At 64.3% G+C, this 13503-nt stretch carries 13 protein-coding genes and 1 pseudogene; 13 read left to right on the top strand and 1 reads right to left on the bottom strand.

The features are described from left to right. The first annotated feature begins 42 nt into the window (after positions 1 to 42). From KJB29_RS12775 to KJB29_RS12715, 13 genes are all read left to right on the top strand, one after another. Complete coding sequence (locus tag KJB29_RS12775; RefSeq protein ID WP_215734880.1) at positions 43 to 1569, top strand: hypothetical protein; 1527 nt, start codon at positions 43 to 45, stop codon at positions 1567 to 1569. Between the two features lie 129 nt (positions 1570 to 1698). After that, positions 1699 to 2904 (top strand): 30S ribosomal protein S1, encoded by a 1206-nt coding sequence (gene rpsA, locus KJB29_RS12770; RefSeq protein WP_215734879.1) that lies wholly within the window; start codon positions 1699 to 1701, stop codon positions 2902 to 2904. Next, the gene (greB, locus tag KJB29_RS12765) at positions 2905 to 3390 is read left to right on the top strand and encodes a transcription elongation factor GreB (RefSeq protein ID WP_004513759.1); all 486 of its coding nucleotides are present in this window, start codon (positions 2905 to 2907) and stop codon (positions 3388 to 3390) included. It abuts the gene before it with no gap. A 109-nt stretch (positions 3391 to 3499) separates the two neighbouring features. Then, positions 3500 to 4573 carry a mannose-1-phosphate guanylyltransferase gene (locus tag KJB29_RS12760; RefSeq protein WP_215734878.1) on the top strand — a complete coding sequence of 358 codons (1074 nt, stop codon included), beginning with the start codon at positions 3500 to 3502 and terminating at the stop codon, positions 4571 to 4573. Next, positions 4573 to 6591: a monovalent cation:proton antiporter family protein gene (locus KJB29_RS12755; protein ID WP_215734877.1), complete on the top strand. Its 2019-nt coding sequence runs from the start codon at positions 4573 to 4575 to the stop codon at positions 6589 to 6591. The genes KJB29_RS12760 and KJB29_RS12755 overlap by 1 nt, the downstream gene beginning before the upstream one ends. A 26-nt stretch (positions 6592 to 6617) precedes the next feature. Further along, positions 6618 to 7088, top strand: coding sequence for a flavodoxin family protein (locus KJB29_RS12750; RefSeq protein WP_215734876.1), 471 nt, complete (start codon positions 6618 to 6620; stop codon positions 7086 to 7088). Further along, positions 7088 to 7696 carry an HD domain-containing protein gene (locus tag KJB29_RS12745; RefSeq protein WP_215734875.1) on the top strand — a complete coding sequence of 203 codons (609 nt, stop codon included), beginning with the start codon at positions 7088 to 7090 and terminating at the stop codon, positions 7694 to 7696. Before KJB29_RS12750 ends, KJB29_RS12745 begins: the two co-directional genes overlap by 1 nt. 11 nt (positions 7697 to 7707) lie before the next feature. After that, positions 7708 to 8046: a DUF2845 domain-containing protein gene (locus tag KJB29_RS12740; RefSeq protein ID WP_215734874.1), complete on the top strand. Its 339-nt coding sequence runs from the start codon at positions 7708 to 7710 to the stop codon at positions 8044 to 8046. A gap of 68 nt (positions 8047 to 8114) precedes the next feature. Further along, the gene (hoxE, locus tag KJB29_RS12735) at positions 8115 to 8732 is read left to right on the top strand and encodes a bidirectional hydrogenase complex protein HoxE (protein ID WP_215734873.1); all 618 of its coding nucleotides are present in this window, start codon (positions 8115 to 8117) and stop codon (positions 8730 to 8732) included. Continuing rightward, positions 8729 to 10438 (top strand): NuoF family protein, encoded by a 1710-nt coding sequence (locus KJB29_RS12730; protein WP_215734872.1) that lies wholly within the window; start codon positions 8729 to 8731, stop codon positions 10436 to 10438. Before hoxE ends, KJB29_RS12730 begins: the two co-directional genes overlap by 4 nt. Then, on the top strand, positions 10438 to 11154 hold the full coding sequence (gene hoxU / locus KJB29_RS12725; RefSeq protein ID WP_215734871.1) for a bidirectional hydrogenase complex protein HoxU: 717 nt from the start codon (positions 10438 to 10440) through the stop codon (positions 11152 to 11154). Before KJB29_RS12730 ends, hoxU begins: the two co-directional genes overlap by 1 nt. A 12-nt stretch (positions 11155 to 11166) precedes the next feature. Continuing rightward, positions 11167 to 11709, top strand: a complete 543-nt coding sequence (locus KJB29_RS12720; protein WP_215734870.1) for an NADH-quinone oxidoreductase subunit B family protein — start codon at positions 11167 to 11169, stop codon at positions 11707 to 11709. Positions 11710 to 11716: 7 nt separating this feature from the next. Beyond that, a complete protein-coding gene (locus KJB29_RS12715) occupies positions 11717 to 13147 on the top strand; it encodes a Ni/Fe hydrogenase subunit alpha (RefSeq protein ID WP_215734869.1) in 1431 nt (476 codons plus the stop codon). Between the two features lie 128 nt (positions 13148 to 13275). Here KJB29_RS12715 and KJB29_RS12710 read toward each other — a convergent pair. Then, a pseudogene (locus KJB29_RS12710) lies at positions 13276 to 13435 on the bottom strand (DNA/RNA nuclease SfsA); the annotation flags it as partial. Positions 13436 to 13503: the final 68 nt, after the last annotated feature.

Below are 13503 nucleotides of genomic sequence, written 5' to 3'. Positions count from 1 at the left end.
CGGCTCTGTTGGTTCAGGCGTGGAACGCCAGGGAGGAAGAGAATGGAAAAACGACCCGTTTCTCAACTGATGCTCAATGGTGCCTGGCTGGTGAAGGCTGCCAACGGTGAGTACCTCGATGTGGAGGTGGGGAAGGACGGTGCACCGAAACGGTTCGTGACGGTTCCCGTCAGCCGCGTGCGGCATCTGTTCCGCTTCGCGGCGCCGGATGAATGGGCAAAGGGAAAGCAGTGCCCGATGCTTGCCGAACCCGTGCCCATGGAACATGCCGGCGCGGTTCGCGGAGTGAAGGGGGCGCCCCTCGCACCGGCGGTGCAGCTTCCGGTCGTGGTTGCCCATGACGGGTGCATGGGGTTTCGTCTTACCCTTCTGGCGGAAACCGCCCGCGCCATGAGATCACTTACCGTGTCACCCCTCCATGACGCCTCGCGGTCGGCCAGGGGGCGCGCGATGGCGGGCGAGCTCATGGAGGGCATCGAGGAGAAGCGGCGCTTCTTCGCCATCGACATGAACACGACGACGCTCCTGCTGACATCGAGCACCGTCGGTTTTCCCCAGTTCGAAGGAGAGGCGAAGCGCGCCTTCGACGTCATCGCCCAGCAACTCAGGTTCGATCCCCACGGCGACCGGCTCGACGAAGCGGCCCTCGATCGGCTGCACCGACCCAATGATATTTCCGAATCCGCCTGGCAGCAGGTTTGCGATCAGCTGCGGCTTGAGATTCACTACCGGTTCCTGTGCAAGTCGCATTTTGAAGCGCTGACGCACTTCGTGCAGAACGTGTTCATCGCCAACAGCGGCGTCGTGGAAACCGTCGGCGATCTGGTGAAGCTCGACAAGAACCAGGGAGTCAACCTCCTCATCCAGGGGATGTTCAGCCTGGTGGCCAAGGGGGTGGGAGCGCTGTCGTTTCCCGGCTCCGGGGTCGTATCCGGCGCCCTCGGCGCCCTGTTCAGCTGGATGCTGCAGGACCAGGGGCCGAACGCTGCCACCCTGGCAGTGGCCCTCGTCAACGCCCGCGACGGTCTCGCTGACCTCTTCAACAAACTCATCACCTCCATCCAGAAGATGCAGGGCGCCGTTTATTCCGACTGGGGCAAACTCTCGGAGATGGGAATGGCCCTTGAGCGGGAGGACGGTTCCCGCTGCTGGCCGGAGGAAGACGGCGACCTGAGGCGGGAGGCGAGCCGGCTGATGGAAATATCCGTATGGAAGGATCTGGTGAAGATCAAGTGGCACCACATGACGTCATCGGACAGTCCCTCCTTTCTCCCCCGCTATACCGAAGCGGACAAACAGTCCTACGAAAGCAAAAACCGGAACTACTGGGTTGAATACCGCGCCGGAACGGAGACCAACCTCTTTGGCAAAAAATCGAACGGATTTTACGTGACCTATCACTGGCTCGGATACGGGAACATGTGGGTATGGCACCATGAGCCCGATAACGCCATGTGCGACAGGCTCTTCACAAGGCTGAAAGTCACCCGTCAGGAGGTGTTCACGGACACTTCGTGGAATCTTGGCAGGGAAACTTTCCTTGTGCAGAATTACCCGGTTCCGATGTAAGCGGGAACGTTCTTCATGCCACGGCGGAGAAAAGGCTTCACAAGCTTGACTTAACGCGCTATTTCGATTAATTTGTACTATTCGCAACTTTTTACCAACTGTTGCCATTTCACGACGGAGTCATAGAACATGGACATGGACGAGAAAGACGTAGTTGAAACCGAAGAGGAGAGCTTTGCCGAGCTTTTCGAGAAAAGCAATAGCGAGACCCAGCGTCTGCGCCCAGGCTCGAAGGTGGAGGGGAAGATCCTCAAGATAGGCGCCGAGTGGGTTTTCATCGATATCGGCAAGAAGGGCGAAGGGGTCATGGAGCGCAAGGAGCTCCAGGACGCCGATGGCAACCTGACCGTTGCCGAGGGTGACACCATTACCGCCTGGTTCACGGGGAGCGTGCGCAACGAGATGCGGTTCACCACCAAACTGGGGGCCGGCGCCGCGGCCAATGCCCAGCTTGAGGAAGCCCATCGCTCCGGCATTCCCGTGGAAGGGTTCGTCGTCAAGGAGATCAAGGGTGGATTTGAAGTGAGGCTCAGCGGCACCACCCGCGCCTTCTGCCCCTTCTCCCAGATCTCGCTCCGCCGCGCCGAGAATCCGGCCGAGTTCGTGGGAAAGCACCTCCTCTTCAAGGTCACCGAGTATAGCGAGCGGGGCCGCAATATCGTCCTTTCCCACCGCCAGATCCTCGAGGAGGAGCAGCGGGTCAGGCGGGAAGCCCTCAAGGAGGTTCTCCAGGAGGGAATGACCGTCGCCGGCACCGTGACTCGTCTTGCCGACTTCGGCGCCTTCGTGGACCTGGGCGGGGTCGATGGCCTCATCCCCGTTTCCGAAGTGGGGTGGACCCGTGTCAAGCACGTCCGCGACGTCCTTTCCGTGGGCGAGCAGGTGAGCGTCGTCATCAAGAAGATCGACTGGGAAGCCGGCAAGATCTCCCTCAGCCTCAAGGATACCCTGGCCGATCCCTGGACCACCGTGGCCGAGCAGTTCCCCGAAGGATCCTACCACACCGGCACCGTGGCGCGCCTTGCCGCCTTCGGCGCCTTTGTGACCCTTGCCCCCGGCATCGACGGGCTGATCCACATCTCCAAGCTCGGCAAAGGGAAGCGGATCAACCACCCCAGCGACGTGCTGAAAGAGGGAGAGACCGTCGAAGTGAAGGTGGACGGTGTCGATCGTGAAGCCCGCCGCCTTTCCCTGGCCCTTGCCGAGGTGAGCCGTGCCGCCGAAGAGGAGGAGAAGAGCGTCGCCTCCTTCCGCCAGCAGGCCACGTCCTCCTCGAAGGAATCCATGGGCTCTTTCGGCGACCTCCTCAAGGCCAAGATCGAAGAGAAGAGGTAAGTGGCAAAGCAGTCCGACTACATCACCCCCGAGGGGGCGAAGAAACTCCGCGACGAGCTTGCCTGGCTCTGGAAGGAGGAACGCCCCCGTGTCACCCAGGGCGTTTCCGACGCCGCCGCCGAGGGGGACCGTTCGGAAAACGCCGAGTATATCTACGGCAAGAAGCGGCTGCGGGAGATCGATCGCCGCATCCGCTTCCTCACCCAGCGCCTCGACCACCTCACCGTGGTCGAGGATCCCCCTCCCGCCACCGGCAAGGTCTTTTTCGGCGCCTGGATCAGGCTCGAAACCGAGGAGGGTGACGAGGTGATCTACCGCGTCGTCGGCCCCGACGAGACTGACGCCTCAAAAGGATTCATCAGCATCGACTCCCCCATGGGGAAGGCACTTCTCGGCCGGAACGAGGGGGACGAGGTCCCTGTCCGCCGGCCGGCCGGGGAAGCGGTCTTTACGGTGCTCGAAGTCGCCTACCAGCCACTTTCTTGAAGAATTCAGAAACCAGGAGTCAGAATTCAGAATGGGTAAACCGCCTGGCTTCTGAATCCTGAATTCTGACTCCTGACTCCTGGATTCTTAAACTCAGGAGGTTCTCCCCATGTACGTCGTCATCCTCGCCGGCGGCTCCGGCACCCGTTTCTGGCCCCTGTCCCGCAAACTCCATCCCAAGCAACTCATGTCGGTCTTCGGCGGCAAGTCGATGCTCCAGCGAACCGCGGAACGGGTTCTCCCCCTTAACCCCAAGCGAATACTCGTGATCACCAACCACCTCCAGGCCGAGGAAACCCGGCGCCAACTGGAGTATCTGCGGGGCGGCCGGATCGAGGTGATCGAGGAGCCCCTGGGGCGCAACACGGCACCCGCCATCTGCCTCGCCGCCACCCTCATTGCCCGCCACGACCCCGAAGCGGTGATGGCGGTGCTCCCCGCCGACCATTTCATTCGCGACGAGGATGCATTCTGTTCCACCATCCAGAAGGGGAGGGAGGCGGCCCTGAACGGCTACCTGGTCACCCTGGGAATCGCCCCTGACCGCCCCGAGACCGGTTACGGCTACATTGAGGCCGAGACGTCGCTGCGGGGTGACGGGCCCTACCCGGTAAAGAGGTTCGTGGAAAAGCCCGACCGCGAGAGGGCCCTGGAGTTCCTTGCCGCCGGCACCTTCTTCTGGAACAGCGGCATGTTCCTCTGGCGTGCCGACGTGATCCTCGGCCAGATGGCAGACCACATGCCGGAGCTCTCTCGGGCCTTTGCCGGCATCACTTTTTCCCCCGACATCTGGGAACCGGCCGACCTGGCCCCCCAGATCGAGGCGGTTTACGCCATGGTCAAAGGGGAGTCCATCGACTATGGCGTCATGGAGAAGGCCGATAGTGTGGCCATGATCCCGGCTTCCTTCGGGTGGAGCGACGTGGGGAGCTGGAGCGCGCTCCCCGAGGTGATGGAGCCCGACGCGGCCGGCAACGTGGTCATCGGCGCGCCGGAAACGGTCATTGCCGATGCCGCCGGCTGCATCCTCCGTGGCGAGAAGCTCATGGCACTGGTCGGGGTTCGGGATCTCGTGGTGGTCGATACCCCCGACGCCCTCCTGGTCTGCGCCAAGGACAGGGCCCAGGACGTGAAGAAAGTGGTGGAGGAGCTGGAGCGGCGCGGCCTGAGGCGCTGCCTCTGATGAGTTACGAAGTCCTCAAAGATCTGGAGATCCTGTTCGGCCTGGCCGTGTTCACGGTGGTGCTCCTGCGCCGGTTCATGCTCCCCTCCATCATTGGCTTTCTCGCCACCGGCATCCTGGCCGGCCCCTACGCCCTCGGGCTCATCGAGGACACCCATCAGGTGGAGCAGATGGCAGAGATCGGGGTGGTGCTCCTTCTCTTCACCATCGGCATCGAGTTCTCCCTCAAGGAGCTGATGCGGATCAAGCATCTGGTCTTCTGGGGCGGGGGGATGCAGGTGGGGGGCACCATCCTCATCGTGGCCGCCCTGGCCGTCGCCTTCGGCTCGACACTCCCCCAGGCCACATTCTACGGCTTCCTGGTGGCCCTTTCCAGCACCGCTATCCTCATGAAGCTCCTCATGGACAGCGGGGAGATGGACACCCCCCACGGCAAGATGGCCCTGGGCATCCTGATCTTTCAGGATCTCTGCGTGGTGCCGCTCATGCTCTTCACCCCCTTCCTGGCTGGGGCCGGCAATGGCTGGACGGGAATCCTCCTTGTGTCGGCCAAGGCGGTGACCGTGGTGGTGATCGCCCACTACGGCTCCCGGTTCGCGGTTCCCTGGCTCTTCGAGCAGGTGGTCAAGAGCCGTAGCCGCGAACTTTTCATCCTGACCATCATCTTCATCGGCTTCGGCACTGCCTGGCTCACGGCACAGGTGGGGCTCTCCCTTGCCCTCGGGGCATTCATCGCCGGCCTCGCCATCTCCGAATCGGAGTACAGCCACCAGGCCCTGGGGGACATCATCCCGTTCCGCGACGCCTTCATGAGCCTCTTCTTCATCTCCGTCGGGATGCTCCTGGATCCCTCGGTTATCCTGAAGCAGCCGCTCCTGGTGGGCGCTCTCGTTGTGACCATCCTGGTGGTCAAGTTCCTGGTCACAGGCGGGGCTGCCGTGGCACTGGGAGTTCCTGCCCGCGTCGGCATCGTTACGGGGCTTGCCCTGGCCCAGATCGGCGAATTCTCTTTCATCCTCTGCCAGACAGGCGTGCAGCACGGCCTGCTCTCCAAGGAGCACTATCAGATTTTTCTGGCGGCTTCAGTAGCCACCATGGCCCTCACCCCGCTCTGTCTGAAGATCGGCGCCCCGGTGGCCGCGTGGCTGGTGCGGATTCTGCCGGCTCCACTGACGCGGGGAAGAGGAGTCCTGCGCGGGAAGGAGAAGAAGGTCACCCTTTCGGACCATGTGATCGTGGTCGGCTTCGGGGTCAACGGCAAGAACCTCTCCCGGGTGCTGAAGGCACAAAAGATTCGCCATGTTATCATCGAGACCAACCCCTTTACGGTATCCGCCGAGAAGAGCAAGGGGACCCGCATTATGTTCGGCGACGCCTCGCGGCCCGAGGTCCTGACCCATGCCGCCCTGGGGCATGCCCGCATCATCGTCATCGCCATTTCCGACGCCGCCGCCAGCCGCCGGGTCGTGGCCCAGGCGCGGCAGATGAGCCCGACGATCCACATCATCGTCCGGACCCGCTACATTGCCGAGATGGAACCCCTGTACAGGATAGGGGCCAACGAGGTGATCCCCGAGGAGTTCGAGACCTCCATCGAGATATTCTCCCGGGTCCTGCGCAATTTCCTCGTCCCCCACGACCAGATCGACCACTGCGTTGCCGAGATCCGGCGGGATTCCTACGACATGTTCCGCACCATGAGCCGCCGCCACAGCCACGCCGTCGGCATCGCCGGCTACCTGACCGGCGCCGAGATCGGGAGCTTCCGGGTCAAGAAGGGGGCGCCACTGGAGGGTGAGAGCCTCCGCCAGGGCACGCTGCGGAGCCGCTCGGGGGCAACACTCCTGGTCATCAAGCGGGGTGACGAAGTGACCCCCAACCCCGATCCGGTCTGGGTGCTGCAGGAGGGTGACATCGTGCTACTTCTCGGCACGCCGGAACAATTGGCTGCCGCAGCGCGGCTCTTCGAGACGCCGACGGTCCCCTCGAAGGGGGCAGCGGCTTTGGGCGCCCACTGACACACCACAACCAACAGGAGGAAACAATGAAGAAAGTTCTCGTAACCTACTACTCTCGCAGCGGCAACACCGAGAAGATGGCGCGGATGATCGCCGACGGCCTCGCCACGAAGGATGTAGCCGTTGACCTCAGGAAGGTGGAAGAGGTGGAGCTCGACACGCTCCCTTCCTACGACGGCTTCATCGTCGGCTCCCCCAACTACTTCGGCACCATGGCGTGGCCGGTGAAGAAGTTCGTGGACGAGAGCGTCAAGTACTTCAAGAAGCTCGACGGCAAGGCGGCGGCCGCCTTCACCTCCGAGGGGATGATCGGGGGGGGCGGCGACACGGTGGTCCTCGATATCCTCAAGGCATTCCTGATCCACGGTTGCGTCGTCCAGGGGCTCACCTCGGCCGGCCACTACGGTCCCGTGGCCGTTGGGGCTCCCGACGGGCGGATCGCCGACGAGGTCGGTGTACTGGTGGACAAATTCGCGGCGCTCGTGAACAGGATCTGATGACCGCCGGGGGGTTCCATAACGGCAGTGGGGGGATGGAATCCGCCCGCCACTGCCGGGAGCTGGTCGAGCGGTGGCTCGCCGACGGGAGCTTCGATGCGCGGCTCCCTGAAGTGGCCCGACTGCGCGGCGTTCTCCAGCCCGAGCAGTACCATGCCGAGGGGGACGCCTGGACCCACACCATGCTCGCCATGGATGCCGTCCCCGACGACGCCGACCCCCGCGTCTTCTGGGGGGTGCTCCTCCACGATATCGGAAAGGCCGAAACCACCGCCTTCATCAAGGGGCGGTGGCGCTCCTGGGGGCATGCGGAAGCCGGGGCCGGGGAGGTGTCTGCCATCATGACGCGGCTCGGCTTCCCGCACCTTGCCGGCGACGTGACGTGGCTCGTCAAGCATCACACCTTCCACTTCTCCTGGAACCTGACCCCCGGCGCACGGCTTTCGCCCAAGCAGCGCCGGTTCATGGAGCATCCCCTCTTTCCGCTCCTTCTGGAGGTCTGCGACGCCGACGCCGCCGGCTCCCGGGGAGGGAGCGACAAGGGGGTGAAGATCGGGCAATTGGCCGACATGTACGCCGACGTCACCAAAGGGTGGGCGGACTCTTAAGGAGCTAATTCATGACTGGGAAAGCAGGGATTATCGGCAGTATCCTTTTCGCGCTGCTTCCGTGGAACGCCGTTGCCACCGAGACAGGAACCATGATCTGCAGAGGGGGGATCGTTTCCATCGGCAACGCCATCCCCGAGGTGCTGCAGAAGTGCGGCCCCTCCGCCTTCTCCTCCCAGCGGGAGCAGGTGGAAGTCGGCGGCAGCGTAAAGCCCGGCGTCAGCCGCACCTACACGAAAGTCGCGGTGGACGACTGGACGTACAACTTCGGACCGAACGAGTTCATGTACCGGGTTATCTTCGAGAATGGCAACGTGGCGCGGACCGAGAGCCTGGAATGGGGATACTGACGAAGTAAAGTAAACAGAGTTGTTTTTGCCGGAGCCCGTGGTTTACTTCTGAAGAGGAGGTAAGACCCATGGGACGCACCAGCCGCTTTACCCTCCCATCATCAGAAATCACCCCCGAGAGCATCTCTCAGCCCCCCTCTATACCTACAGAGTTGGCCGCCGATCCCCGTTTCCAGGCGGTGGAGCGGACCATCAAGCAGTTCCAGTGCCGGGCCGATGCCCTCATCGAGGTGCTCCACGTGGCTCAGGAGGCTTTCGGCTACCTGAGCGACGAACTCATGGCCCATGTGGCCCGGCAGCTGAAGATCCCCTTCAGCCAAGTCTACGGGGTCGCCACCTTCTACCACTTCTTCTCCCTGGAACCCCGCGGCGCCCATACCTGCGTCGTCTGCACCGGCACCGCCTGCTACGTGAAGCGCTCCGCCGAGATCGTTACGCGCCTTGAGCAGGAATTCCACGTGAAGGCCGGCAAGACCACCGATGACGGCAGTCTTACCCTTTCCACGATCCGGTGCCTCGGCACCTGTGGCCAGGCGCCGGTCATGGTTCTCGACGGGGAGACGATGGGGCAATGCACCCCCGATTCGGCCGCGGCCGCGGTTTCGGTTCTCCTGGAGAGCGGCCGGGTGCCGTCCACCGATGATGGCCAGTCGCGGCGCAATCGGGGAGGGGGGGACATTCCATGAACAGGGCCGATCTCAGGCATATGGCCGAGGCGGAACGGGAGCGGCAGGAGCGGCTCCGTTGCCGGATCATGGTCTGTGCCGGCACCCCCTGCCTGACTGCCGGTGCGCTGTCGATTCTCGATTCCCTGCGGGAGGCCCTGGACGAGAGCCGTCTCGCCGTCGAGATCGAGGCGGTGGCTTGCGGGTGCATGGGGCCGTGCAGCAGGGGGCCCCTCGTCAAGGTCCGTCAACAGGGGAAGAAGGAGATCTTTTTCGAGCGGGTCACCCCCGATCTGGCCCGGAAGATCCTCTTTTCCCTCGTCAAGGGGCGTCGGCCGCCAACGGTTTCGGCCCTGCCGCACGATTTTCCGTTCCTGGCCCGGCAGATGAAGGTGGTGCTGGCCAACAGCGGCTCCATCGATCCCGAGAGGGTCGAGGAATACGTGGCCGCCGGAGGGTACGGCGCCCTTGCCCATGCCCTTCACGAGATGACCCCCGACGACGTCTGCCGCGAGGTGTCCGTCTCGGGCCTCCGGGGGAGGGGGGGCGCCGGCTACCCCACCGGCGTCAAGTGGAACCTTGCCCGCAAGGCGAACGGCGAGCGGAAGTACGTGGTGGCCAACGGCGACGAGGGGGACCCCGGCGCCTACATGGACCGCTCCATCATGGAGTCGGATCCTCACCGGATCCTTGAGGGGATGGCCCTGGCCGGCTACGCCATCGGCGCCGAGCAGGGGTTCATCTACGTGCGGGGCGAGTACTACCTGGCGGGGAGGCGGCTGGAGGCGGCCATCCGGGCAGCGGAGCGCACGGGGCTCCTGGGGAGTCGGGTCCTGGGGAGCAATTTCAATTTCCGGATCGACATCCGCACCGGCGCGGGCGCCTTCGTCTGCGGCGAGGAAACGTCACTCATGGCATCCATCATGGGAAGGCGGGGCCAGCCGCGACAGCGCCCCCCCTATCCGGCCCAGCGGGGGCTCTGGGGATGCCCCACCCTCATCAACAACGTGGAGACCCTTGCCACTGTTCCGGCAATCATAGGGAAGGGAGGGAAGTGGTACGCGGGGATCGGTTCGGCCGCGAGCAAGGGGACCAAGGTCTACGCCCTTGCCGGACAGGTGGCAATCGCGGGGCTCATCGAGGTTCCCATGGGAACGACCCTGCGGGAGGTAGTCTTCGGCATCGGCGGCGGCATTCCGGGGGGAAAGCGCTTCAAGGCGGCCCAGTCGGGGGGTCCGTCGGGAGGGTGCATCCCGGCCGGGGAGCTGGACACCCCCCTCGACTACGAGAGCATGCAGCGGATCGGCACCATCATGGGGTCGGGGGGGCTCATCATCATGGACGAGACGAGCTGCATGCCCGATGTGGCCTCTTTTTTTCTGGATTTCTGCCGGGACGAGAGCTGCGGTAAGTGCGTCCCCTGCCGGGTCGGCACCGTGGAGATGCACCGGCTGTTGCGCCGCATTACCGGGGGGGCCGCCACCATGGACGACCTGGCGAAGCTGGAGGAACTCTGCGAGCTGGTGGGGGCCGCGAGCCTCTGCGGTCTCGGCATGACCGCCCCCAACCCGGTCTTGAGTACGCTCCGCTACTTCCGGGACGAGTACGAGGAACACATCAGCCGGCACCGGTGCGCGGCCGGCGTCTGCTCCATGGCGGAAGTGCCCGCCGGCCCCGAGCAGGAGGCGCTGCTGCACGCCATGGGTGGTGCCGGGGAGGAGGCGTGATGTCGGTCGTGACCCTGACCATCGACGACGAACTGGTGAGTGGCCGGCACGGTGAGACGCTTCTCCAGGTGATCCGCGAGCACGGCATGGCGCTTCCCACACTCTGTCACATGGAGGGGCTTTCCGAGCGGGGAGGGTGCCGGCTCTGCATTGTGGAGGTGGAGGGGAGCCTTCGCCCCGTACCGGCCTGCAGCACTGTCGCCCAGGAGGGGATGGTGGTCCGGACCGCCACCGACCGGCTCATCCGCTACCGCCGCATGATCGTGGAACTCCTCTTTGCCGAGCGCAACCACTACTGCGCCGTCTGCGTCTCCGCCGGAAACTGCGAGCTCCAGACGGTGGCAGCCACTCTGGGGGTCGATCATGTCCGCTACGAGTACCTCTCCCCCCGGCTCACCATGGATCTCTCCCACGAGCGATTCGGCATCGACCACAACCGCTGCATCCTCTGCACCCGCTGCGTGAGGGTTTGCGACGAGGTCGAAGGGGTACATACCTGGGATGTCTCCTGCCGTGGAGTCCGGAGCCGGGTCATCGCCGACCTGAACCATCCCTGGGGGCGGAGCGAAACCTGCACCAGTTGCGGCAAGTGCGTCCAGGTCTGCCCCACCGGCGCCCTCTTCACCAAAGGGGCAGCGGTGGGCGAGATGGTGAAGGATGCCGGCATGCTCACGCGGGTTATCGAGGGACGGGACAAGAAGGGATGGCAGGAATGACGGGGGGCTGCAATGGGTAGGCAGGGAAGGATCCGGTTCGCCACGGTCTGGTTCGGTGGCTGCTCGGGGTGCCACATGAGCTTTCTCGATCTGGACGAGCGGCTCGTGGAGCTGGCCGGCCTGGCCGACATGGTCTACGGCCCTTTCATGGATGCGAAGGAATTCCCCCGGAAGGTGGACGTGACCCTCGTGGAGGGGGCGGTCACCAATCGGGCCAACCTGGCCATGGCCCTGATGCTGCGGGAACGGAGCCGCATTGTTGTGAGCTTTGGCGACTGCGCCGTGACCGGCAACGTGACGAGCCTGCGGAACCAGCTCCCGGTGGCCGACGTCCTGGCAACCTTCCTGAGCTGTGGGGAAGGGAGCGTTCCCGCCATGGACGACAATGCAGTACCGGAGCTTCTCCCCCGGGCGCTTCCCCTCCATCAGGTGATTGTGGTGGACGGCTTCATCCCCGGCTGCCCCCCGGACCCGGAGAGGATCTGGACCGCCATCGGGTGCCTCCTGCTGGGGGAGCCGGTTCATCTCGAATCAGATATGCTCACCTTCGGATAGGATTGCCATGCCACGCACCATTACCATAGACCCCGTCACCCGCATCGAAGGGCATGCCGCCATCACCATCCGGCTCGATGATGCCGGCTCCGTGGCGGACGCCCGGCTCCACGTCACCGAGTTCCGGGGCTTCGAGGCCTTTTGCACCGGGAGAAGCATCTGGGAGATGCCCGGCATCACGGCCCGCATCTGCGGCATCTGCCCCATCAGCCACTCCATCGCCTCCGCCCGGGCCGGCGACGCCATCCTCGGCGTGGATATCCCCCCGGCCGCAGAGCAGCTGCGACGCGTCGCCAACTTGGCCTCCCTCATCCAAAGCCACGCCCTCAGCTTTTTCCATCTCTGTGCCGCCGATCTCCTCCTGGGGATGGACCACGACCCGGCCCGCCGCAGCCTCTGGGGGCTCCTGGAGAGTCGCCCCGACGTGGCCCGGCGCGGTATCCGGCTGCGGCAGATCGGCCAGCAGATCGTGAGCAACCTTGCGGGTGAGAGGGTCCACCCCTCCTGGGCCGTCCCCGGTGGGGTGCGGGAGCCCCTTGACGCCGAGCGTCGCCGGAAGGTCGTCGAACTACTCCCCGAGGGAATTGCCATCATCCGCTCGGCTTTCGAGCTGCTCGACGAGATCTACGGGCGCCATGGCGCCGAGGTCGGCACCTACGGCGATTTCCCCTCCCTGTTCGCCGGCCTTGTGGGGGAGGACGGAGGACTCGAGCACTACGACGGCATGCTCCGCTTTACCGACAGCTCCGGTGCCGTGGTGGAGGAGGTCCCCCCCGACCACTACGACCTCGCCATCGGCGAAAGGAGCGAACCGTGGAGCTACATGAAATTCCCCTTCTACCGCAACCATGCCGGGCGTGAGGGGGGAGGGATGTTCCGGGTGGGGCCCCTGGCCCGCCTCAACCTCTGCGAACGGGCCGGCACCCCCGAGTCCGACCGTGAACTGCAGACATTCCGGCAGCTGCGGGGCGCGGGAGGGGTGGTCACCGGCAGCTTCCACTACCACCATGCCCGGCTCATCGAGATCCTCCATGCCTTGGAGCGGATCGGCGAGATACTGGACGATCAGGCCATCCTTGACCGCCACGTCCGGAGCGAGGCGGGAATCAACCGCCAGCATGGCGTCGGCTTCTGCGAGGCCCCCCGGGGAACCCTCTTCCACGACTACGAGGTGGACGACGACGGACTCATCCGGCGGCTCAATCTCCTGATCGCCACCGGGCAGAACAACCTGGCCATGAACCGGACCATCCTGGAGGTGGCCAGGTCCCACATCCGGGGGGGGAAAGTGAGCGAGGGGATTCTGAACCGGATCGAGCACGGCATCCGGGCTTACGACCCGTGCCTCTCCTGCGCCACCCACGTCTACGGCAGAATGCCGTTCCAGGTGTTGCTCCTGGCGCCGGACGGGACGGTGGTGGATGAGATAGCGAGCTAACCCTGGCGGTTTTTCCCCTGAGAGCAACCACTTCTCAAGATCAATCCACGACCTTGGCATCATCGATTCCACGGTGCGCGAAGCCAGACTCTTAGCCTGTGGGGAGGTGACAAAAAATCGAAACATTGATCCCCACCCTGCACCACGTAGAAAATCACCCCGCGATCACCCCGCCGCACCATCTCCATCAGTTCCCGCAAATGCTTCTGCCCCCGTTCCGTCACGGCGTCGGGGAAGAGGGCAGCGCCCCGGTTCACCTTCCAGGAGGAGGTCAATCCGGCTCCTTTTTCCCCGTAGAGGTGGCCCCTTCACCGGCACCGCTTCCGCCCAAGCGCAAAACGCTGGTAGCGGAGAGC

The sequence above is a fragment of the Geobacter grbiciae genome (assembly GCF_018531165.1).
In the GTDB taxonomy this organism is placed as follows: Bacteria; Desulfobacterota; Desulfuromonadia; order Geobacterales; family Geobacteraceae; genus Geobacter; species Geobacter metallireducens.
The sequence above is the reverse complement of the archived record's forward strand: the minus strand, read 5'-3'. Positions and strand labels throughout refer to the sequence as shown.

Bases quoted from the DNA above. Each gene is read 5' to 3' on its own strand.
- KJB29_RS12730 (WP_215734872.1), top strand. From the start codon at position 8,729: ATGAACAGGGCCGATCTCAGGCATATGGCCGAGGCGGAACGGGAGCGG.
- KJB29_RS12720 (WP_215734870.1), top strand. From the start codon at position 11,167: ATGGGTAGGCAGGGAAGGATCCGGTTCGCCACGGTCTGGTTCGGTGGC.
- KJB29_RS12740 (WP_215734874.1), top strand. From the start codon at position 7,708: ATGACTGGGAAAGCAGGGATTATCGGCAGTATCCTTTTCGCGCTGCTT.
- KJB29_RS12775 (WP_215734880.1), top strand. From the start codon at position 43: ATGGAAAAACGACCCGTTTCTCAACTGATGCTCAATGGTGCCTGGCTG.
- hoxU (WP_215734871.1), top strand. From the start codon at position 10,438: ATGTCGGTCGTGACCCTGACCATCGACGACGAACTGGTGAGTGGCCGG.
- rpsA (WP_215734879.1), top strand. From the start codon at position 1,699: ATGGACATGGACGAGAAAGACGTAGTTGAAACCGAAGAGGAGAGCTTT.
- KJB29_RS12755 (WP_215734877.1), top strand. From the start codon at position 4,573: ATGAGTTACGAAGTCCTCAAAGATCTGGAGATCCTGTTCGGCCTGGCC.
- KJB29_RS12715 (WP_215734869.1), top strand. From the start codon at position 11,717: ATGCCACGCACCATTACCATAGACCCCGTCACCCGCATCGAAGGGCAT.
- KJB29_RS12745 (WP_215734875.1), top strand. From the start codon at position 7,088: ATGACCGCCGGGGGGTTCCATAACGGCAGTGGGGGGATGGAATCCGCC.
- KJB29_RS12760 (WP_215734878.1), top strand. From the start codon at position 3,500: ATGTACGTCGTCATCCTCGCCGGCGGCTCCGGCACCCGTTTCTGGCCC.
- hoxE (WP_215734873.1), top strand. From the start codon at position 8,115: ATGGGACGCACCAGCCGCTTTACCCTCCCATCATCAGAAATCACCCCC.
- KJB29_RS12750 (WP_215734876.1), top strand. From the start codon at position 6,618: ATGAAGAAAGTTCTCGTAACCTACTACTCTCGCAGCGGCAACACCGAG.